19 protein-coding genes and 1 pseudogene are annotated in these 20,086 nt (G+C 72.1%); 11 read left to right on the forward strand and 9 right to left on the reverse strand.

What is annotated here, in order from left to right; translation table 11 throughout:
- Positions 1-259 precede the first annotated feature (259 nt).
- The gene (locus tag ACIQVL_RS12565) at positions 260-1,135 is read right to left on the reverse strand and encodes a biotin--[acetyl-CoA-carboxylase] ligase (protein ID WP_403475284.1); all 876 of its coding nucleotides are present in this window, start codon (positions 1,133-1,135) and stop codon (positions 260-262) included.
- Positions 1,136-1,245: 110 nt separating this feature from the next.
- On the opposite strand from ACIQVL_RS12565, the gene ACIQVL_RS12570 reads away from it, so the two are divergent.
- From ACIQVL_RS12570 to ACIQVL_RS12585, 4 genes are all read left to right on the forward strand, one after another.
- The gene (locus ACIQVL_RS12570; protein WP_403443507.1) at positions 1,246-2,838 is read left to right on the forward strand and encodes an acyl-CoA carboxylase subunit beta; all 1,593 of its coding nucleotides are present in this window, start codon (positions 1,246-1,248) and stop codon (positions 2,836-2,838) included.
- Positions 2,839-2,847: 9 nt separating this feature from the next.
- Positions 2,848-3,057, forward strand: a complete 210-nt coding sequence (locus ACIQVL_RS12575; protein WP_403443505.1) for an acyl-CoA carboxylase epsilon subunit — start codon at positions 2,848-2,850, stop codon at positions 3,055-3,057.
- 135 nt (positions 3,058-3,192) lie between these two features.
- A complete protein-coding gene (gene mmpB / locus ACIQVL_RS12580; RefSeq protein ID WP_362595034.1) occupies positions 3,193-3,321 on the forward strand; it encodes a morphogenic membrane protein MmpB in 129 nt (42 codons plus the stop codon).
- 37 nt (positions 3,322-3,358) lie between these two features.
- Complete coding sequence (locus tag ACIQVL_RS12585) at positions 3,359-3,961, forward strand: Maf family protein (RefSeq protein WP_403475285.1); 603 nt, start codon at positions 3,359-3,361, stop codon at positions 3,959-3,961.
- Here the strand turns inward: ACIQVL_RS12585 and ACIQVL_RS12590 are convergent.
- Positions 3,933-4,475, reverse strand: coding sequence for a hypothetical protein (locus ACIQVL_RS12590; protein ID WP_403443501.1), 543 nt, complete (start codon positions 4,473-4,475; stop codon positions 3,933-3,935). The genes ACIQVL_RS12585 and ACIQVL_RS12590 overlap by 29 nt on opposite strands.
- A 382-nt stretch (positions 4,476-4,857) precedes the next feature.
- Between ACIQVL_RS12590 and ACIQVL_RS12595 the strand changes: the two genes are divergently transcribed.
- Positions 4,858-6,630 carry an acetyl/propionyl/methylcrotonyl-CoA carboxylase subunit alpha gene (locus ACIQVL_RS12595; protein WP_403443498.1) on the forward strand — a complete coding sequence of 591 codons (1,773 nt, stop codon included), beginning with the start codon at positions 4,858-4,860 and terminating at the stop codon, positions 6,628-6,630.
- A gap of 89 nt (positions 6,631-6,719) precedes the next feature.
- Positions 6,720-7,340: a TetR/AcrR family transcriptional regulator gene (locus ACIQVL_RS12600; RefSeq protein WP_403475286.1), complete on the forward strand. Its 621-nt coding sequence runs from the start codon at positions 6,720-6,722 to the stop codon at positions 7,338-7,340.
- Between the two features lie 3 nt (positions 7,341-7,343).
- Here the strand turns inward: ACIQVL_RS12600 and ACIQVL_RS12605 are convergent, their stop codons facing one another.
- Positions 7,344-8,279, reverse strand: a complete 936-nt coding sequence (locus ACIQVL_RS12605; RefSeq protein ID WP_403438022.1) for a DeoR/GlpR family DNA-binding transcription regulator — start codon at positions 8,277-8,279, stop codon at positions 7,344-7,346.
- A gap of 202 nt (positions 8,280-8,481) precedes the next feature.
- Positions 8,482-9,930, reverse strand: coding sequence for an NAD(P)H-quinone dehydrogenase (locus ACIQVL_RS12610; protein WP_403438023.1), 1,449 nt, complete (start codon positions 9,928-9,930; stop codon positions 8,482-8,484).
- A gap of 96 nt (positions 9,931-10,026) precedes the next feature.
- On the opposite strand from ACIQVL_RS12610, the gene ACIQVL_RS12615 reads away from it, so the two are divergent.
- From ACIQVL_RS12615 to ACIQVL_RS12630, 4 genes are all read left to right on the forward strand, one after another.
- Positions 10,027-10,467 (forward strand): gamma-glutamylcyclotransferase, encoded by a 441-nt coding sequence (locus ACIQVL_RS12615; RefSeq protein ID WP_403438025.1) that lies wholly within the window; start codon positions 10,027-10,029, stop codon positions 10,465-10,467.
- A 49-nt stretch (positions 10,468-10,516) separates the two neighbouring features.
- The gene (locus tag ACIQVL_RS12620) at positions 10,517-10,795 is read left to right on the forward strand and encodes a type II toxin-antitoxin system RelE/ParE family toxin (RefSeq protein WP_393810030.1); all 279 of its coding nucleotides are present in this window, start codon (positions 10,517-10,519) and stop codon (positions 10,793-10,795) included.
- A 148-nt stretch (positions 10,796-10,943) separates the two neighbouring features.
- Positions 10,944-11,768, forward strand: coding sequence for a purine-nucleoside phosphorylase (locus ACIQVL_RS12625; protein ID WP_403438027.1), 825 nt, complete (start codon positions 10,944-10,946; stop codon positions 11,766-11,768).
- 672 nt (positions 11,769-12,440) lie between these two features.
- Positions 12,441-14,072: a phospho-sugar mutase gene (locus ACIQVL_RS12630; protein WP_403475287.1), complete on the forward strand. Its 1,632-nt coding sequence runs from the start codon at positions 12,441-12,443 to the stop codon at positions 14,070-14,072.
- 45 nt (positions 14,073-14,117) lie between these two features.
- On the opposite strand, the pseudogene ACIQVL_RS12635 reads toward ACIQVL_RS12630, so the two are convergent.
- Positions 14,118-14,320 (reverse strand): annotated as a pseudogene (locus tag ACIQVL_RS12635) (phosphoesterase); the annotation flags it as partial.
- A 144-nt stretch (positions 14,321-14,464) separates the two neighbouring features.
- On the opposite strand from ACIQVL_RS12635, the gene ACIQVL_RS12640 reads away from it, so the two are divergent.
- Positions 14,465-15,649 carry a hypothetical protein gene (locus ACIQVL_RS12640; RefSeq protein ID WP_403475288.1) on the forward strand — a complete coding sequence of 395 codons (1,185 nt, stop codon included), beginning with the start codon at positions 14,465-14,467 and terminating at the stop codon, positions 15,647-15,649.
- Positions 15,650-15,653: 4 nt separating this feature from the next.
- Here the strand turns inward: ACIQVL_RS12640 and ACIQVL_RS12645 are convergent, their stop codons facing one another.
- The 4 genes from ACIQVL_RS12645 to ACIQVL_RS12660 all read right to left on the reverse strand — a co-directional run bounded on the left by ACIQVL_RS12645 (position 15,654) and on the right by ACIQVL_RS12660 (position 20,073).
- The gene (locus ACIQVL_RS12645) at positions 15,654-16,043 is read right to left on the reverse strand and encodes a hypothetical protein (RefSeq protein WP_403438033.1); all 390 of its coding nucleotides are present in this window, start codon (positions 16,041-16,043) and stop codon (positions 15,654-15,656) included.
- 374 nt (positions 16,044-16,417) lie between these two features.
- Complete coding sequence (locus ACIQVL_RS12650) at positions 16,418-17,278, reverse strand: phosphate ABC transporter ATP-binding protein (protein ID WP_403438035.1); 861 nt, start codon at positions 17,276-17,278, stop codon at positions 16,418-16,420.
- A gap of 45 nt (positions 17,279-17,323) precedes the next feature.
- Complete coding sequence (locus ACIQVL_RS12655; RefSeq protein ID WP_403475289.1) at positions 17,324-18,286, reverse strand: sortase; 963 nt, start codon at positions 18,284-18,286, stop codon at positions 17,324-17,326.
- A gap of 110 nt (positions 18,287-18,396) precedes the next feature.
- Positions 18,397-20,073, reverse strand: coding sequence for an Ig-like domain-containing protein (locus tag ACIQVL_RS12660; RefSeq protein WP_403475290.1), 1,677 nt, complete (start codon positions 20,071-20,073; stop codon positions 18,397-18,399).
- Positions 20,074-20,086 lie beyond the last annotated feature (13 nt).

Here is a 20,086-nt window from a genome sequence, read left to right on the forward strand (position 1 = left end):
ATGCCGGCAGACGCTCCACCGCAGGCCCGTGGGGGCGGGGCGCGCAGTTCCCCGCGCCCCTATCGGGGCCACCCAGCTGCCGGCAGACGCTCCACCGCAGGCCCGTGGGGGCGGAGCGCGCAGTTCCCCGCGCCCCTATCAGGGCCACCCAGCTGCCGGCAGACGCTCCACCGCGGGCCGGTGGGGGCGGAGCGCGCAGTTCGCCGCGCCCCTTACGGGGCCACCCGGCCGGCGCCGGTAAGCGAAGCGACCCCCGGCCTCACGCCGGGCGCAGGTGCACGATGTCGCCCGCTCCCACCGGCTCCTGGACCCCCTCCTTCGTGGCGATGACCAGGCGCCCGTCGCCGTCGATCGCCACCGCCTCCCCGACCAGCGCCCGGTCCCCGGGCAGCTCCGCCCGCACCGTCCGCCCCAGCGTCGAGCAGCCCGCCGCGTAGGCCTCCTGGAGCCCGCTCGCGCCCGGATCGCCGCCCGCCTCGCGCCAGCGCCCGTACCAGTCCTCCAGGGACCGCAGAACGGCCCTCAGCAGCGTCTCCCGGTCCGTGCTCACCGCCCCGGCCAGGGCCAGCGAACCGGCCTGCGGCACCGGCAGCTCCGCCGCGCGGAGCGTGACGTTGATGCCGACGCCGACCACCACCGCGTCCTCGCCGGCCCGCTCCGCGAGAATGCCCCCGGCCTTGCGCTCCTCGTCACCGACGGTGACCAGGAGGTCGTTCGGCCACTTGAGCGCCATGTCGACGCCCGCGCCCCGCGCCAGCCCCGTCGCCACCGCCACCCCGGTCAGCAGCGGCAGCCAGCCCCAGCGGGCCACCGGCACCTCGGCCGGCTTCAGCAGCACCGAGAAGAACAGGCCCGAGCGCGGCGGCGCCGTCCACTGCCGGTCCAGCCGCCCCCGCCCCGCCGTCTGCTCCTCGGCGACCAGCACCGCACCCTCGTCGGCATCCCCCGCGACGGCACGGGCCACGAGGTCGGAATTGGTGGAACCGGTGCGGTCCACGACCTCGATGTCGCAGTACAGGCCCCCGTGCCCGCCGTCCCGCACCAGGGCCCTGCGCAGCCCCGCCCCGTTCAGCGGTGGACGGTCCAGGTCGGACCAACGATTGTTGTTCGCGTCTGCTGCGTCTCGCGGCGTCATGCAAGCCACCCTAGGTGTGTTGTATGCCGCACTGCCGTTTGGTAGGCGCCCCACTACGCTACGGATGAGTAACCGTCCCCCCTTTTGAGCAGGCAGGGAGCCGCATCCCGATGTCCGAGCCGGAAGAGATCGACATTCACACGACCGCGGGGAAGCTCGCGGATCTCCAGCGCCGTGTCCACGAAGCGACACACGCCGGTTCGGAGCGCGCCGTAGAAAAGCAGCACGCCAAGGGCAAGCTGACGGCCCGTGAGCGGATCGAGCTGCTCCTCGACGAGGGCTCCTTCATCGAGCTGGACGAGTTCGCCCGGCACCGCTCCACCAACTTCGGCCTGGAGAAGAACCGCCCCTACGGCGACGGCGTCGTCACCGGCTACGGCACGGTCGACGGCCGCCCCGTCGCCGTCTTCTCGCAGGACTTCACCGTCTTCGGCGGCGCCCTCGGCGAGGTCTACGGCCAGAAGATCGTCAAGGTGATGGACTTCGCCCTGAAGACCGGCTGCCCGGTCATCGGCATCAACGACTCCGGCGGCGCCCGCATCCAGGAGGGGGTCGCCTCCCTCGGCGCGTACGGCGAGATCTTCCGCCGCAACACCCACGCGAGCGGCGTGATCCCGCAGATCTCGCTGGTCGTCGGCCCCTGCGCCGGCGGCGCCGTGTACTCCCCGGCCATCACCGACTTCACGGTCATGGTCGACCAGACGTCCCACATGTTCATCACGGGCCCTGACGTCATCAAGACGGTCACCGGCGAGGACGTCGGCTTCGAGGAGCTGGGCGGCGCCCGGACCCACAACTCCGTCTCCGGCGTGGCCCACCACATGGCCGGCGACGAGAAGGACGCCGTCGAGTACGTCAAGCAGCTGCTGTCGTACCTGCCGTCCAACAACCTCTCCGAGCCCCCGGTCTTCCCCGAGGAGGCCGACCTCGCCGTCACCGACGAGGACCGCGAGCTGGACACCCTGGTCCCGGACAGCGCGAACCAGCCGTACGACATCCACACGGTGATCGAACACGTTCTCGACGACGGTGAGTTCTTCGAGACGCAGGCCCTGTTCGCCCCGAACATCGTCACCGGCTTCGGCCGCGTGGAGGGCCACCCGGTCGGCATCGTCGCCAACCAGCCGATGCAGTTCGCCGGCTGCCTCGACATCAAGGCGAGCGAGAAGGCCTCCCGCTTCGTCCGCACCTGCGACGCCTTCAACGTCCCGGTCATCACCTTCGTCGACGTCCCCGGCTTCCTGCCCGGCGTCGACCAGGAGCACGACGGCATCATCCGCCGCGGCGCCAAGCTGATCTACGCCTACGCGGAGGCGACGGTCCCGCTGATCACCGTCATCACCCGCAAGGCCTTCGGCGGCGCGTACGACGTCATGGGCTCCAAGCACCTGGGCGCCGACCTCAACCTCGCCTGGCCCACCGCCCAGATCGCCGTCATGGGCGCCCAGGGCGCCGTCAACATCCTGCACCGCCGCACCATCGCGGAGGCGGAGGCCTCAGGTGAGGGTGAGACCACCCGGGCGCGGCTCATCCAGGAGTACGAGGACGCCCTCCTCAACCCCTACACGGCGGCCGAGCGCGGCTACATCGACGCCGTCATCATGCCCTCGGACACCCGCCGCCACGTCGTACGGGGCCTGCGCCAGCTCCGTACCAAGCGCGAGTCCCTGCCCCCGAAGAAGCACGGCAACATCCCCCTCTAAGGAGCCGCTGTGACGATCAAGGTCATACGGGGCAACCCGACCCCGGAGGAGCTGGCCGCGGCCCTGGCGGTCGTCAGGGCACGCGCGGCGGCCCTGGCAGCCGTCCCTCCCGGCACCCCCCGGCCGACAAGCGCCTGGTCCGACCCCGCCCGCGTCGCCCAGCAGCGCGTCCCGGCACCGAGCCCGACCGCCTGGAGCCGCACTTACTGGCCGGCCTGACAGCAACAGACCCAGGGGCGCGAGGCTGTATCCATTTGCGGCTCCGCCGCGCGGGCGCACCCAAGAGGAACCCCGGGCACCGATTTGAGTACCCCTACTCAGGCGCCGCCCCCGGCCAGGCCCCACGCTGGTGACATGCTGTGGTCGGACCCCGAAGACGAGCCGCCGAAGGACCTGCAGGACATGCAGAACACCCTCCGGCGGCTCGGCGTCTTCCTGGCCCTGGTCATGATCGTCCTGATGATCGTGCTCGGCGTGAGGTGAGCAGCCCCCTGTCGGCCCACCCCGATACGCTGCCCCCATGCGCAGACTCGTCCTCGCCTCCCAGTCCCCCGCCCGGCTGAACCTCCTGCGCCAGGCGGGTCTCGCCCCCGAGGTGATCGTCAGCGGCGTCGACGAGGACGCCGTCACCGCCCCCACCCCGGCCGACCTGGCCCTCGCCCTCGCGGAGGCGAAGGCGTCGGTGGTCGCCGCCCGCCCCGACGTGCAGGGCGCGATCGTCATCGGCTGCGACTCCGTGCTGGACCTCGACGGCCGGGCTCTCGGCAAGCCGGGCGACGCCGAGGAGGCCGCCGCCCGCTGGAAGTCGATGCGCGGCCGGGTCGGCACCCTGCAGACCGGGCACTGCGTCTGGGACACGGCGAGCAAGCGCTGGGTGTCGGCGACCGCGTCCACGGTCGTGCGGTTCGGCGAGCCCACCGACGAGGAGATCGCCGCCTACGTCGCCACCGGCGAACCCCTCTACGTGGCGGGAGCGTTCACCCTGGACGGCCGCAGCGCGCCGTTCATCGAGGGCATCGACGGCGACCACGGCAACGTGATCGGCATCAGCCTGCCCCTGGTCCGCCGGCTCCTGGCGGAGCTCGGCGTCGGCATCACGGAGTTGTGGGCGCCGGTGGAGTGAAGGGCCCCGCGGGCGGCGTGTCGTTCTTCGCCTCCGCCGCCGGCCCCGGTTCCGGCTCGCTCGCGGGCCCGGAACCGCCCTCGCCCCCGCCGCCGGCTCCGGTCCCGGCCGTACCGGCCCCGTCCACCTGGTCGTACGTCATCAGCAGCAGCACGACGAGCGCGAGGACGACCACCATGAACAGGAACGCCGTCCAGCCGATCAGCCCCCACGACACGGCGCCCAGGAGGGCGTGCACGACCGCCACGCTGATCAGGAGCACCCGGCCGAGGCCGGCGGGCGGCCGGTTGCGGACGGCGACCAGGAGGGCCACCAGGCCGCACAGGGCGAAGTAGAGGCCGAAGACCACGGCACCGGCCTTCGCGGACATCGACATCCGGTCCGGGTCGAGGCCGGCCAGGGACATGTCCTGGCGATCGACGACCACTCCCATGAACCAGTTGAGTGCCGCGATGCCCAATGCCTCGGCGAAGAGTATGACCGCCACGACCCACGCCACCGGTCTGCGCACCACCGGTCCCCACCCACTTTCGTTCACGGCCCGACCACGCGACCAAGCCGGTGTTACTTGAAGTTCGTTCAAGACATCGCGAACGCTACTAACGGGTAAACCGCGGGACAAGGGTCCGGTCGGCAGCAAAGAAACGTTGGGCCATTCGTAGGGACTCAACAAAGAAACGGAGTGGGGCGCGGCACGCTCTCACAGAGACCTTGACCACATGACAGGGCTAGGGTTTCCCGAAGGAGTCCTGCGTACCGAGGTGCGACAAGGGATTTCGCGGGTTGGGTGAGCTTCGCATCACGCTCTGTGTGGGCAAGGTCACCATTGGGGACGGGTCGAAGTGCCGTGTCGGCAGTCCCTAAACTCGGCTTGTTTCAAGGAGGGAGCCTCAATCGTGCGCAAGGTGCTCATCGCCAACCGTGGCGAAATCGCTGTCCGCGTGGCCCGGGCCTGCCGGGACGCCGGGATCGCGAGCGTGGCCGTCTACGCGGAACCGGACCGGGACGCTCTGCACGTCCGCGCCGCGGATGAGGCGTTCGCCCTGGGCGGTGACACCCCCGCCACCAGCTACCTGGACATCTCCAAGGTCCTCAACGCCGCCCGCGAAGCCGGCGCGGACGCCGTCCATCCGGGCTACGGCTTCCTCTCCGAGAACGCGGAGTTCGCGCAGGCGGTCCTGGACGCGGGCCTGACCTGGATCGGCCCGCCGCCGCAGGCCATCCGCGACCTCGGTGACAAGGTGGCCGCCCGGCACATCGCCCAGCGCGCAGGCGCCCCGCTGGTGGCCGGTACCCCGGACCCGGTGAACGGCGCCGACGAGGTCGTGGCGTTCGCCGAGGAGCACGGCCTGCCGATCGCCATCAAGGCGGCCTTCGGCGGCGGCGGGCGCGGCCTGAAGGTCGCCCGCACCCTCGAAGAGGTCCCGGAGCTGTACGACTCCGCCGTCCGTGAGGCGGTGGCCGCCTTCGGCCGCGGCGAGTGCTTCGTGGAGCGCTACCTGGACCGCCCCCGGCACGTGGAGACCCAGTGCCTGGCCGACACCCACGGCAACGTGGTGGTCGTCTCCACCCGTGACTGCTCGCTGCAGCGCCGCCACCAGAAGCTGGTCGAGGAGGCCCCCGCGCCGTTCCTCTCCGAGGCCCAGGTCGCCGAGCTGTACCGCGCCTCCAAGGCCATCCTCAAGGAGGCGGGCTACGTCGGCGCCGGCACCTGCGAGTTCCTGGTCGGCCAGGACGGCACGATCTCCTTCCTGGAGGTCAACACCCGCCTCCAGGTGGAGCACCCGGTGACCGAGGAGGTCGCCGGCATCGACCTGGTCCGCGAGATGTTCCGGATCGCCGACGGCGAGGCGCTCGGCTACGACGACCCCGAGCTGCGCGGTCATTCGTTCGAGTTCCGGATCAACGGCGAGGACCCGGGCCGCAACTTCCTGCCCGCCCCCGGCACGGTCACCCGCTTCGACGCCCCCTCCGGCCCCGGTGTCCGCCTGGACGCGGGCGTGGAGGCCGGCTCGGTCATCGGCCCCGCCTGGGACTCGCTGCTGGCCAAGCTGGTCGTCACCGGCCGCACCCGCGCGGAGGCCCTGCAGCGGGCCGCCCGCGCCCTGGACGAGTTCCAGGTCGAGGGCATGGCCACGGCGATCCCGTTCCACCGCGTCGTCGTCCGCGACCCGGCGTTCGCCCCCGAGCTGACCGGCTCCGAGGACCCCTTCACGGTCCACACCCGCTGGATCGAGACCGGGTTCGTCAACGAGATCAAGCCCTTCACGGCCCCGGCCGACGCCGAGGCCGAGGAGGAGACCGGTCGTGAGACGGTCGTCGTCGAGGTCGGCGGCAAGCGTCTGGAGGTCTCCCTCCCGGCGTCCCTGGGCATGACCCTGGCCCGCACCGGCCTCGCCGCGGGTGCCAAGCCGAAGCGCCGCGCCGCCAAGAAGTCCGGCCCGGCCGCCTCCGGCGACACCCTCGCCTCGCCGATGCAGGGCACGATCGTCAAGGTCGCGGTGGAGGAGGGCCAGGAGGTCAAGGAGGGCGACCTGATCGTCGTCCTGGAGGCCATGAAGATGGAGCAGCCCCTCAACGCCCACAAGGCCGGCACCGTCAAGGGCCTCGCGGCCGAGGTCGGCGCCTCCCTCACCTCCGGCGCCGTGATCTGCGAGATCAAGGACTGACGCCACCCCGCACCACACCGCCCGGCGAACGTCACCCGTTCGCCGGGCACCCGACTTTCTGGACGGCTTCCCGGACCATGGAACGCCCCATGCGCGCGGACGCCCGCCGCAACCACGACCGGCTGCTGGCCGAGGCCCGCACCGTGTTCGCCGAGCACGGCACGGACGCCTCACTGGAGGACGTGGCCCGCCGGGCCGGCGTGGGTATCGGCACCCTCTACCGGCACTTCCCGAACCGGCACGCCCTGATGAGCGCGGTCTTCGAGGATGCGGTGCGCGAACTCCTGGCCAGGGCCACCGAGTTGCAGGCCGCCGCCGACCCCTGCCAGGCCCTGCTGACCTGGCTCCGCGAGGTGGTCGCCCACGCGGCGGCATACCGGGGCCTGTCGAGGGCCCTGATGTCGGCCTCCCCGACCTCGGCCCTGTCCCGCTGCGGCACCCCGATGCGGGAGGCGGGCGCGGCCCTGCTGACCCGCGCTCAGGAGGCGGGCACGGTGAGAGCGGACGTGCAGATCACCGATCTCCTCCAACTCACCCACGCCATCGCCCTGGCAGCGGAGGAGTCACCGGGAGACCCGCAACTGGCGGACCGCTTGCTGACCCTGACCTTGAAGGGACTCAGACCCGGGAAACCCAGGGGCGCGGGGAACTGCGCGGGCGTCCACGGCGGACCCGCACCCGCCCACGACCCCCACCTCCACGGCGGCTAGGCATCACCGCCGCCGCATGTCGGCAACCCGCCCCCGCTCGCCTCCCGTCGGCTGCTCTCCCCCCAGCATCGAAGCCGGCCGCAACCCCGACCCCGCCCCCGGCGCCTGACTCCGCCGCGGCCCCGGCAGAGCAACGTCCCGGCGCTGTTGATGCTGCTGCCGCGCCGGGGCCTGATCACCCCCCGGGTTTCCCGACGCCCCGGCCACGGCGATCTGCACCCCCTGGTCGGCAAGGGCCTGCAGCTCGGTGACGGCTCGGTCGTCGTGGGGCGGCGGCTCGTCGGTGACCAGCCGGGTGATGACATCGGTCGGCACGGTCTGGAACATCGTGTCCGTGCCGAGCTTGGTGTGGTCGGCGAGGATCACGACCTCCGCGGCGGCCTGCACCAGCGCCCGGTCGACGGAGGCCGACAGCATGTTGGACGTGGACAGCCCCCGCTCGGCGGTGAGCCCGCTCCCGGACAGGAAGGCCTTCGACACCCGCAGCCCCTGCAGGGACTGCTCCGCACCGGAGCCGACGAGCGCGTAGTTGGAGCCCCGCAGAGTGCCGCCGGTCATCACGACCTCGACCCGGTTGGCATGGGCCAACGCCTGTGCCACCAGCAGCGAGTTGGTGACGACGGTCAGGCCGGGCACTCTCGCCAGCCGGCGGGCGAGCTCCTGCGTGGTGGTACCCGCCCCGACCACGATGGCCTCGCCCTCTTCGACGAGGCTCGCGGCGAGATCGGCGATGGCCGTCTTCTCGGCGGTCGCGAGATGAGATTTCTGCGGAAAGCCGGACTCCCGCGTGAACCCGCCCGGCAGTACCGCACCGCCGTGCCGGCGGTCGAGGAGTCCTTCTGCCTCCAGTGCGCGCACGTCCCGCCGTACGGTCACTTCGGAGGTCTGGACGACGCGGGCGAGCTCACGGAGCGATACGGCCCCGTTCGCTCGCACCATTTCGAGGATCAATTGGCGACGTTCTGCAGCGAACACGAAACTGACAGTAACCCCAACGACCGTCTGCTTTCAGCAGTTTGCGCCGAATAGCAGAAGTTGTTCGCACAGCAGGGTCAGGAGTGGTATAGGACCTACCCCGCGCGACTATGCCGTACGCATGCCCGACAACTCCCCGTGACCAGCGGGGAGTCGGTTCCGGCCGTCAGGCCTCCCCGGTCGCCTTCCGCGTGTGCAACTGCCGTGCCACCTCGGCGATCGACCCCGAAAGAGACGGATACACGGTGAACGCGTTCGCGATCTGTTCGACCGTCAGATTGTTGTCGACGGCGATCGAGATCGGATGGATGAGCTCCGAGGCCCGCGGCGAGACGACCACACCGCCGACCACGATCCCGGTCCCCGGCCGGCAGAACATCTTCACGAAGCCGTCCCGGATGCCCTGCATCTTGGCGCGCGGGTTGCGCAGCAGCGGCAGTTTCACCACCCGGGCGTCGATCTTGCCCGCGTCCACGTCGGCCTGCGTGTACCCCACCGTCGCGATCTCGGGATCGGTGAAGACGTTCGACGAGACGGTCTTCAGGTTCAGCGGGGCCACCGCGTCGCCCAGGAAGTGGTACATCGCGATCCGCCCCTGCATGGCGGCGACCGACGCCAGAGCGAAGACACCGGTCACGTCACCGGCGGCGTACACGCCCGGAGCCGTGGTCCGCGACACCTTGTCGGTCCAGATGTGCCCGGAGTCGCGCAGCTTCACGCCGGCCTCCTCCAGCCCGAGCCCCGCACTGTTCGGAATGGCACCGACGGCCATCAGGCAGTGCGAACCGCTGATGACCCGCCCGTCCGCGAGCGTGACCTCGACCCGGTCCCCGACCCGCTTGGCGGCAGCCGCACGCGACCGGGCCATCACGTTCATCCCGCGCCGCCGGAAGACGTCCTCCAGCACAGCAGCCGCGTCCGGGTCCTCACCGGGCAGCACGCGGTCCCGCGAGGACACCAGCGTGACCTTCGACCCCAGCGCCTGATAGGCACCCGCGAACTCGGCGCCGGTCACACCGGACCCGACCACGATGAGTTCCTCGGGCAGCTCGGTCAGGTCGTACACCTGCGTCCAGTTCAGGATGCGCTCGCCGTCGGGCAGGGCGTCGGGCACCTCCCGCGGATGCCCACCGGTGGCGATGAGCACCGCGTCCGCGACAAGAGTCTCCTCACTCCCGTCCGCCGCACTGACGACGACCTTCCGCGACCCGTCCAGGGCCTGCATGCCCTCCAGCCGCCCCCGCCCGCGCATGACCCGCGCACCCGCGCGCGTCACCGAGGCGGTGATGTCGTGCGACTGCGCCAGCGCCAGCCGCTTCACACGCCGGTTGACCTTCCCCAGGTCGACGCCCACCACCCGGGCGGCCTGCTCCAGCGGCGGGGTGTCGTCGGCGACGATGATCCCCAGTTCCTCGTACGACGAATCGAAGGTCGTCATGACCTCGGCCGTAGCGATAAGAGTCTTCGACGGCACGCAGTCGGTCAGCACCGACGCTCCGCCCAGACCGTCGCAGTCGACGACGGTCACCTCCGCGCCGAGCTGCGCGGCCACCAGCGCCGCTTCATAGCCGCCGGGTCCGCCACCGATGATCACGATCCGAGTCACGTACTCCATTGTCCCGCACGCTTCAAGGTGCCACTGCCCGGGGGCGCCACCCGCCACCGCCTGGGGCAGGAGTGGCACCCGTGACGCCTGCCGTACCCTCTCCCCATGTCGTCGCTCTACGCCGGGTACGCCGGCAATCTCGACGCGCGGCTGATGTCCCGCCGCGCCCCGCACTCGCCCCTGCGCGCCACCGGGTGGCTGAACGGCTGGCGGCTGACCTTCGGCGGCGAGCACATGGGCTGGGAGGGCGCGCTGGCGACGATCGTCGAGGACCCGATGTCCCAGGTCTTCGTCGGCCTGTACGACATCGCCCCGATGGACGAGGAGTCCATGGACCGCTGGGAGGGCGTCGGCCTGGGCATCTACCGCCGTGCCAAGGTGCGCGTGCACACCCTGGAGGGCGAGGAGACCGCCTGGCTCTACGTCCTGGACGGCTACGAGGGCGGCCTGCCCTCCGCCCGCTACCTGGGCGAGATCGCCGACGCCGCGGAATCCGCGGGCGCACCACACGATTACGTGATGGAACTGCGCAAGCGACCCTGCTGACAGACCGCGTCCCTACACTGGTGGGACCGACGCATCACCGGGAGAGCGGATGTCCCCCACCACGTACGACGTGTACTACACCGTGCAGGCCGCGGCCGCCCGCGACCGGCTGGACGACCGTCAGCGCATGGCGTTCGACAAGGGCATCGCCCTCCTCGCCCGGGACCCCTTCCTCTCCGTGTCCCGCCCCATAAGCTCCACCGGGGACGACCGCACCATCCGCCTCACGCAGAACGTCCTCGTGGAGTACACGGTCAGCCGTGGCCGGCTGCTGATCTTCATCGTCGAGGTCTTCAACGACAAGGACGTCCTCGTCGCGGACGAGTGACCGCACCCCGAAAGCCGCACAGACCCCTCACAGCAGCCACAAAGGTCACCTGCGTCACACCCCTCGTCGGAAACGACAAGACAACGATCGCAATCCCATGAGCTCCGTCATCTACGCGCGTAGGCCCAGACCAGCTACTCTCATCCGCGTGAACGCATCTCTTCTTCCGGACGACATCCAGGGCGACCCCCACGCCGCCGCCGACGCGGCCGCCGCCCGCCTGCGCGAGCTCACGGGCGCCGACACCCACGACGTCGCCCTCGTGATGGGCTCCGGCTGGGGCCCGGCCGTCGACGCCCTGGGCGCTCCCGACGCCGAGTTCCAGGTCACCGAGCTGCCCGGCTTCCCGCCGCCGGCCGTAGCGGGACACGGCGGCAAGATCCGCTCGTACTCCTCCGGTGACAAGCGCGCGCTGGTCTTCCTGGGCCGCACGCACTACTACGAGGGCCGGGGCGTCGCCGCCGTCGCCCACGGCGTCCGTACCGCCGTGGCCGCCGGCTGCAAGACGATCATCCTCACCAACGGCTGCGGCGGCCTGCGCGAGGGCATGCGTCCCGGCCAGCCGGTCCTCATCAGCGACCACATCAACCTGACGGCGACCTCCCCGATCATCGGCGCCAACTTCGTCGACCTCACCGACCTCTACTCCCCCCGCCTGCGCGCCCTGTGCAAGGAGATCGACCCCAGCCTCGAAGAGGGCGTCTACGCGCAGTTCCCCGGCCCGCACTACGAGACGCCGGCCGAGATCCGGATGGCCCGCGTGATCGGGGCGGACCTGGTGGGCATGTCGACGGTCCTGGAGGCGATCGCTGCGCGCGAGGCGGGCGCCGAGGTGCTGGGCATCTCGCTCGTGACCAACCTCGCCGCGGGCATGACGGGCGAGCCCCTCAACCACGAGGAGGTCCTCCAGGCGGGCCGCGACTCGGCGGCGCGCATGGGCGAGCTCCTGGCGCAGGTGCTGGGCAGGCTCTGAGGACGCCGTCCGGGCTGCCCCGTACAGTCCGCAGGCGTCCGCGGGCCCGTCGTGGCCACCCGCGCAGTTCCCCGCGCCCCTCACGGGGCGCTGCAGCCACCCCCGCCGAACGGGACCCGCAGTCACCACCCCGCCGAACGGAGCGCTGCAGTCACCCCCACCGAACGGGACCCGCAGTCACCACCCCGCCGAACGGGACGCTGCAGTCACCCCCACCGAACGGGACCCACAGTCACCACCCCGCCGAACGGGACGCTGCAGTCACCCCCACCGAACGAGACCCACAGTCACCACCCCGCCGAACGGGACGCTGCAGTCACCCCCACCGAACGAGACCCACAGTCACCACCCCCGCCGAACGGGACGCTGCAGTCACCACCCCTGCCGAACGGGTCCTGCAGTCACCACCCCCGCCGAACGGGACGCTGCAGTCACCCCAGCCGAATGGGGCGGTGCAGTCGCCCGCGGCGGGAAGGGGACGGGGTGGGGAGTTCCCGCCCGCAGTGGCCGGCGTTGGCCGGCCCGTACCGCACGAGAGACAGGACCGCCGGTCCGAGGACGGGGACTTCCCGCCCCGGCCCCGGACCCACCACCCACCCGTAGGCGCTACGCGCACCCCCACCGAAGCCGCGGTTGCGCCGCAGGCACACCACGAGAGGTTGGACGACGACCGTGCACGACGATCTCATCGCCCGGGCCCGCGCCTGGCAGACCGAGGACCCCGACCCGGAGACCCGCGACGAGCTCGCCAAGCTCATCGACTCCGGTGACGTCACCGAACTGTCGGCCCGCTTCAGCGGCACCCTCCAGTTCGGCACCGCAGGCCTCCGCGGCGAACTCGGCGCCGGCCCGATGCGCATGAACCGCTCCGTCGTCATCCGCGCCGCCGCCGGCCTCGCCGCCTACCTGAAGGCCCACGGCCACGCCACCGGCACCGTCGTCGTCGGCTACGACGCCCGCCACAAGTCCGCCGACTTCGCCCGCGACACCGCCGCGGTCATGACCGGCGCCGGCCTGAAGGCCGTCGTACTCCCCCGCCCCCTCCCCACCCCCGTCCTCGCGTTCGCCATACGGCACCTCGGCGCGGTCGCCGGCGTGGAGGTCACCGCCAGCCACAACCCGCCCCGCGACAACGGCTACAAGGTCTACCTCGGCGACGGCTCCCAGATCGTCCCGCCCGCCGACGCGGAGATCGCCGCCGAGATCCAGGCGATCACCACCCTCCACGACGTCCCCCGCCCCGACACCGGCTGGGAAACCCTCGACGACACGGTCCTGGAGGCCTACCTGGCCCGCACGGACGCCGTCCTGTCCCCCGCCTCCCCCCGCACCGCCCGCACGGTCTACACGGCCATGCACGGCGTCGGCAAGGAAACCCTCCTCGCCGCCTTCGCCCGCGCCGGCTTCCCCGCCCCCGCCCTCGTCGCCGAACAGGCGGACCCGGACCCCGACTTCCCGACCGTCGCCTTCCCCAACCCGGAAGAGCCCGGCGCGATGGACCTCGCCTTCGCGAAGGCCCGCGAGACCGACCCCGACCTGGTCATCGCCAACGACCCGGACGCCGACCGCTGCGCCGCCGCCGTCAAGCAGGACGGCGAGTGGCGCATGCTCCGCGGCGACGAGGTCGGCTCCCTGCTCGCCGCCCACCTGGTCCGCCGCGGCGCGCAAGGCGTCTTCGCCGAGTCGATCGTCTCCTCCTCCCTCCTCGGCCGCATCGCCGAGAAGGCGAACCTCCCCTACGAGGAGACCCTCACCGGCTTCAAGTGGATCGCCCGCGTCGACGGCCTGCGCTACGGCTACGAGGAGGCCCTCGGCTACTGCGTCGACCCCGACGGCGTCCGCGACAAGGACGGCATCACCGCGGCCCTCCTGATCACCGAGCTGGCCTCCGTCCTCAAGGAGGAGGGCCGTACCCTCCTCGACCTCCTCGACGACCTCGCCGTGGAACACGGCCTGCACGCCACCGACCAGCTCTCGGTCCGCGTCGAGGACCTCTCCGTCATCGCCGACGCGATGCGACGCCTCCGCGAGCACCCCCCGACCGAACTCGCCGGCCTCCCCGTCACCAGGGCCGAGGACCTCACCCGGGGCACGGACAAACTGCCCCCCACCGACGGCCTCCGCTACACCCTCACCGGCGCCCGCGTCGTCGTCCGCCCGAGCGGCACCGAGCCGAAGCTGAAGTGCTACCTGGAAGTCGTCGTCCCCGTGACCAGCCACGACGAACTCCCCGCGGCACGAGCGAAGGCCACCGCCCTGCTCACGGCGATCAAGCACGACCTGTCGGCCGCGGCCGGCATCTGAATGCACCGCGGGGGTGCCCCCGAACCCGGGGCACCCCCACCCGGCCGTCAGCACTGACGAGCGACGGTGAACCGAGTAGGCGCCGGGCGCGTTCGCCGGGTCGAACCCGTTGCCCGGCAGGGTGAACCGGGCCTCGTTGCCGCCGTACGCGTTGGGTGAGTAGCAGGCTTCATGTCGTGGTTGCCGAAGCCGACCATCCACGGCACCCGGCTGGACAGCGGCTCGATCTGGGCGAGGAACTGATCCCACTGTTGCCCCGTGGACGGGTCTATAGCACCCCATCGGGTGATTTCCCGGCGGCAGTTGACGCGGCGCCATGCACCGCCCCGGCGGCCGGGAAACGGTGAACGGGTAACCCCCGCCGTGACAGCCGTCGTACTGGAGCCGCCGCCGTGTCCTCGACCGCCCCCGACACCGCCCCCCGCGGGCACATCCCGGGCACCCGACGACCCCGCCTCCCCACCGCGGCCGTGCCCCGCCATGCCCTGCGCCGGGCGGCTCCGGCGCTCGCCGCGTACCTCGCCGTACGCCTCACGGGCCTGCTGGTCCTCACCGTGTGGGCGCACCGGCGCCACCACGGCGTGTGGCCGATGCTGGCGACGCAGTGGGACTCCCGCTGGTACCTGGGCATCGCCGACCACGGGTACGTCCACGTGCTCGGTACCGCGTACGACCACAACAACCTGGCGTTCTTCCCGCTGTACCCGCTGCTGGTGAAAGCCGTCGCGGTGCTGACCCCGGGCACCCGGGCCAGCACCGGACTGGCCCTCGCGTGGCTGGCGTCCCTGGCCGCCGCCTGGGGGGTCTTCGCGGTGGGCGACCGGCTGGCCGGCCGCAGGGTCGGCCTCCTCCTCACCGTGCTGTGGGCGGCGTACCCGGTGGGCCTGGTCCAGTGGATGGGCTACACCGAGTCCCTGTTCACGGCGTTCGCCGCGTGGACGCTGTACGCGGTGCTGACCGGGCGCTGGCTGTACGCGGCGGCCGGCTCGGTGCTGGCCGGCCTGACCCGGCCGACCGGCATCGCCGTGGCCGCCGCCGTCACCGTCACCGCCCTGCTCTCCCTGCGCACCCGCTTCTCGTGGCGCGCCCTGACGGCGGCCCTGACGGCCCCGCTCGGCTGGTGTGCGTACGTCGGCTGGGTGGGCGTCAGACTCCACCGCTGGGACGGCTACTTCGCCGTGCAGCGGATGTGGCACAACGAGCTGGACGGCGGCGCGGAGACGCTGCGCTGGCTGCGGCACCTGTTCGGGCAGGTCTCACGCCCGGAGCTGTTCCTGGTCGTGGTGAGCCTGACCATGCTGGCCTCCGTCGTCCTGTTCGGGCTGGCCGCGGCGGACCGGCAGCCGCTCCCGCTGCTCGTGTTCAGCGCGGTCCTGCTGGTGATCGTGGTGGCCAGCGGCGGCGTCTACTTCCCGCGCGCCCGCTTCCTCCTGCCCGGCTTCCCGCTGCTGCTTCCGCTCGCCGGGTATCTGGCCCGCGCCTCGACGCGCGTACGCGTCCTCGCCCTGACGGCGGCGATCGCGGGCTCGGCGTACTGCGGGGCGTACATGCTGCTGGTGTGGCCGAGCGCACCGTGAGCGGTCAGTCCCGTACCAGGTAGCTGAACCCGGTGTCGGGGCCCACGCACGACTGGAGGGTGAGGTCGCCCCAGTAGAGCCCGGCGGCGGGGGCGCCGCGGCCCGGGGTGACGTAGTTGGCGTACACGGTGTACGTCCAGGTGCCGCGCGGGGTGCCGATGGTGACCCGGGTTCCGACGCGGAGGGTGGCGAACAGGTCGAAGCCGCAGTAGTCGTGACCGACGATCACGACGGTCCGCATCTCGTAGCCGTCCTCGGTGCCGATGTTGGGGCCCGCCCACTGCACGGCGTCCTTGCAGGCGTCCACCTCGTCCTGCCCGCCGCGGATCACGCCCGCGGACCAGGTGCCGATCCGGATGGTGGTGCCGGTCGCGGCCTCCGGGGTCTTCGGCACCTCCGGCACCTTCGAGGCCGGCGTACTGGCGGCAGGACGGCGTGACGACGTGACGGGCACCCGGCTGGACAGGTCCGGGCCGGGCACCCGGCCCCCCGCGCTCGCCGACGGACGAGGCGTACCCGACCGCGGGACACGGCGCACCGGCGGCGCGAGGGAGGCGGAGACGGACGGAGCCGACCGCGACGGCGTCATCGACGCCGAGGGCGTCGCCGCCCGGTCAGCCGTGTCCGGGACCCGCGCCCCACCTGCGGCCTCACTCCCGGCCCCACCCCTGTCGCTCTCCCCTGCCCCCGCACCCGCCCCGACCCCGCACCCGGCGAGAAGCAGCACCGCCGCCAGCGCCCCGGCGGCCCACCCGCCGCCCGCCCCCGTCACCCGAAACGTCCGTTCACGTAGTCCGAAGTCCGCTCGTCCTGGGGTGAGTTGAACATCGCGTGGGTGTCGCCGTGCTCGACGATCACGCCGGGCGTGCCGTGCGAGGCGAGGAAGAAGGCGCAGTTGTCGGAGACGCGGGCGGCCTGCTGCATGTTGTGGGTGACGATGACGATCGTCACCTCGTCCTTGAGGTCGTGGATGGTCTCCTCGATCCGGCGGGTGGAGGTCGGGTCGAGCGCCGAGCACGGCTCGTCCATCAGCAGCACCCGCGGCCGTACCGCGAGGGAACGCGCGATGCACAGCCGCTGCTGCTGACCACCCGACAGCGCGCCGCCGGGCTGCCGGAGCCGGTCCCGGACCTCCTTCCACAGGCCCGCCTTGGTGAGGCACTCCTCGACCAGGTCGTCCCTGCCGTCGCGGCCGACCTTGATGGCGTTGAGCCTGAGGCCGGCGACGACGTTGTCGTAGATCGACATCGCCGGGAACGGGTTCGGCTTCTGGAAGACCATGCCGATCTCGCGGCGGGCGTGGGTGATGCGCCGCCCGCGGTCGTAGATGTCGACCTCGTCGAGGAGCACGCGGCCGGCCAGCGAGGCGGAGCCGATCAGCTCGTGCATCCGGTTGAGGATGCGCAGGAAGGTCGACTTGCCGCAGCCGGAGGGGCCGATGAGCGCGGTGACCTGACGGGCGGGCATGGTGAGCGAGACCCGGTCGAGGACCTTGTGGTCGCCGAACCAGGCGGAGACGGCGTCGGCGCGCAGGGAGGCGGGGCCGTCCCCGAAGCGGGGTCCGCCGCCGCGGGCGCTCTCGACGGGCGGCTGGACGACGGTGTCGACAAGATCGGTGTTCTCGGACATGCGGTGGGTCAACTTCCGTGCGGAGGCCGGTGGTTCGGAGCGGTGTCAGAGCAGGTTGGGCAGCAGTGCGGTGAGGGACTGGGAGTCGGCGAGGCCCAGCGCGAGCAGCAGCGGGCCCGCGCAGATCCAGGTCTGCCAGCGGCCCCAGACGCGGAAGGCGACCACCGCGAGCAGCGAGGCGAGCAGCAGGCCCTGGGTCCACAGGAAGACGCCGAGCCAGGCACCGGAGTCGGTGCCGAGGGCCTGTTCGGAGTCGGCGATCCAGCCCGCCCGCAGATCACGGGGCGGGTTGGGCTGCACGGCCGTGACCAGCTTGGCGTCGACCCGGAGCACCCCGCTCGGGGTGTACGGCGCGCCGGTCGCGGTGATGAGGGTGAGCCGTCCCTGTCCCTCGGCGACCGGGGCGGGCAGTTCGTCGCCGGCCCGGCGGACGCCGGTGACCTCGTAGACCGACCTGTCCTGGCCGGTGGTGATCTCGATACGGCTGCCGACGGGCAGCTGGTGCAGGTCGTGGAAGGGGCTGCCGTATCCCCACTGGCGGCCCATGATCACCGCGGTGCCTGCCTGGCCGGGCAGCGGGGTGTCCCTGCGGTGTCCGGGCCCGGCCATCAGCACCTCGGAGGTGGTCCCCTCGGCGACGACCTCCTTGAGACCGAGGGCGGGGATGCGCAGCAGGGCGACGGGCGCGCCCGGCTTCAGCAGCTTGCCCTCGTAGTCCCGCTGGCCCACCGGGGCGGTGCCCAGGGCGAGTTCCTTGCGCAGCTCGTCGTAGGCGGTCTGCTGGTCGCGGGCGTGCTGGAGGTGGCCGACGATCGTGAGGTTCGCGGCGAAGCCGAGGAGCACGGCGGCGAGAACGCACACGGCCGCCCCGGCGAGTGCGAGCCCGGGGCGGGCGGGGGGCCGCGGGGTCTCCCGGCGCGGCTCGGCGGTCGGCGGGGGCGGCGGCGGGTCGGGCGGTCCGTCGGCGGGCGCCGACGCGCCGGCCGAGGGTGGGGCGAGGGTGGTCACGGGGTGCGCTCCTCGAAGCGGAGGGTTCTCTGGCGGGTCCTGGGTGAACGGGCGGGCCCGGGGACACGTCGGCGTGTGCCCCCGGGCCGGCCCGTCGGCCGATCGGTCGGTCAGCGGTGCTGCGGGGTGTCGCCGCCGAAGGTCAGCAGGCCCTTGCGGCGCATGTGGAGCACGAGTGCACCACCGGCGGACAGGAAGGCGAGGGAGGCCAGGCCGATGGCGCCGACCTGGGCGCCGGTGGAGGCCATGGAGCCGCCGCCGCTGCCGGAGCCGCCGGTGTCCCCACCGGTGGAACCACCGGTGTCCGAACCGCCGCTGCCGGTACCGCCCGTGTCCGTGCCGCTGCTGTCCGAGGCGGAGGCGCTGGGCTCGGGGGACTCGCTGGAGTCGTCGGAGCCGGTGGTGAACGCGAAGTCCACGCTGTGCCCGTCGGTCTTGTCCTCGGCGAGGGTCAGCGTGTGGTCGCCGTCCGCGATGTCCTTCGGGACCGTGAACGCGTAGTTCTCCACGGTGCCGTCGGCGTTCGCCTTCGCGTCGTCGAACGTCGCGTCGCTGTCGGCCAGGGTGACCTTGACCCCGGCGCTCGCGCTGTAGCCACGGGCGGTGATCTTCACCTTCTGCCCGGCTTCGAGGTTCGGGTTGGTGTCGAGGGTGTTGCCGTCCTCGTCGGTGACGGTGAGGTCGGGGTTGTCGGAGGGACTGGGGCTGGAGGTGTCCGCGTCGGTGCTGACGAAGGGGTAGTTCGCGCGCTTCCCGGACGAGACCTCGAAGTACAGGCTGTGCTCGTCGTTGGGCAGGGCGTTGGGCACGGTGAACGCGTAGTCCGCGATGGTGCCGTCGGCGTTCGCGGTCGCGTCGGCGAAGGTCGCGGTGCTGCCGGAGACGCCCACCTTGGCGGTGTCGCCGGGCGTGAAGCCCTGGACGGTGACCTTCACCTTCTGGCCGATGGCCAGGGTGGGCTTGTCGGCGAGGGCCTTGCCGTCGGCGTCCTTGGCGGAGAAGGCGTAGTCGATCGTGGCGCCCGTGGAGGCCTCCGCGGTGGAGTAGGAGTCGGCGTCGGTGGGCGTGAACGCGGCGGTGTAGGTCGTGATGCCCGCGACGGCGGGCGCCTTGACCGTGAGTTCGGCCTTGCCGTCGGTGACCTGCGCCGTGCCGAGCGACGTGTCGCCGTTCTTGAACTCCACGGAGCCGGCTGCCGTCGCGGGCGACACCGTGGCGGTGAGCTTGAGGTCGCCGCCGACGGCGACGCCGGAGGCCGCGCTCATAGCGAGCGTGGTCGCCTGCTGTTCGAGCAGGGTCCAGGTGTCGCCCGTGATCCGGACCTTGGCGAGGAAGACCGGGACGTCGGTGCCGCCGCCGCAGCCCAGGCCCAGGGTGTAGGTGCCGTCGAGGGAGCCGTCGGGGATCCAGGTGCGCAGCCGCGTCTCCAGGCTCTTCGCGGCGGCCAGGGTCGTGATGTCCGTCGTGAAGGGACCCGAGCCGGCCACGATCTTGGTGGCGCTCTGGCCGAGGGTGGCCTGCGTGGTGTCGCTCGTGGGGTTGAACACCTTGAGGATGGCCGCCTTGCCGGCGGTGTCGTCCGGGCAGCCGGCGGTCGTCGTCACCGACGTGATCATGGGGTAGGTCGAGATGGCGCCCGTGGTGGGCGTGATCGTGAACTTGCCGAGCTGGGTGGCGGCATGGGCCCGGCCCGAGAAGGCGAGGACCCCGGCCAGGGCGGCGCACAGCAGGGCGATGCCGGTCAGCAGCGCCACCGGTGATCTGAGTGGTGCGAGACGGTGATTCATGTGGTGGTCCCCC

It is taken from the genome of Streptomyces sp. NPDC090499, from assembly GCF_044769305.1.
Lineage (GTDB): Bacteria > Actinomycetota > Actinomycetes > Streptomycetales > Streptomycetaceae > Streptomyces.

Excerpts from the sequence above, each read along its gene's own strand:
- ACIQVL_RS12615 (WP_403438025.1), top strand. The coding sequence starts at position 10,027 with ATGTCGTCGCTCTACGCCGGGTACGCCGGCAATCTCGACGCGCGGCTG.
- ACIQVL_RS12610 (WP_403438023.1), bottom strand. The coding sequence starts at position 9,930 with ATGGAGTACGTGACTCGGATCGTGATCATCGGTGGCGGACCCGGCGGC.
- ACIQVL_RS12660 (WP_403475290.1), bottom strand. The coding sequence starts at position 20,073 with ATGAATCACCGTCTCGCACCACTCAGATCACCGGTGGCGCTGCTGACC.
- ACIQVL_RS12650 (WP_403438035.1), bottom strand. The coding sequence starts at position 17,278 with ATGTCCGAGAACACCGATCTTGTCGACACCGTCGTCCAGCCGCCCGTC.
- ACIQVL_RS12620 (WP_393810030.1), top strand. The coding sequence starts at position 10,517 with ATGTCCCCCACCACGTACGACGTGTACTACACCGTGCAGGCCGCGGCC.
- ACIQVL_RS12570 (WP_403443507.1), top strand. The coding sequence starts at position 1,246 with ATGTCCGAGCCGGAAGAGATCGACATTCACACGACCGCGGGGAAGCTC.
- ACIQVL_RS12585 (WP_403475285.1), top strand. The coding sequence starts at position 3,359 with ATGCGCAGACTCGTCCTCGCCTCCCAGTCCCCCGCCCGGCTGAACCTC.
- ACIQVL_RS12565 (WP_403475284.1), bottom strand. The coding sequence starts at position 1,135 with ATGACGCCGCGAGACGCAGCAGACGCGAACAACAATCGTTGGTCCGAC.
- ACIQVL_RS12605 (WP_403438022.1), bottom strand. The coding sequence starts at position 8,279 with ATGGTGCGAGCGAACGGGGCCGTATCGCTCCGTGAGCTCGCCCGCGTC.
- ACIQVL_RS12600 (WP_403475286.1), top strand. The coding sequence starts at position 6,720 with ATGCGCGCGGACGCCCGCCGCAACCACGACCGGCTGCTGGCCGAGGCC.
- mmpB (WP_362595034.1), top strand. The coding sequence starts at position 3,193 with ATGCTGTGGTCGGACCCCGAAGACGAGCCGCCGAAGGACCTGCAGGAC.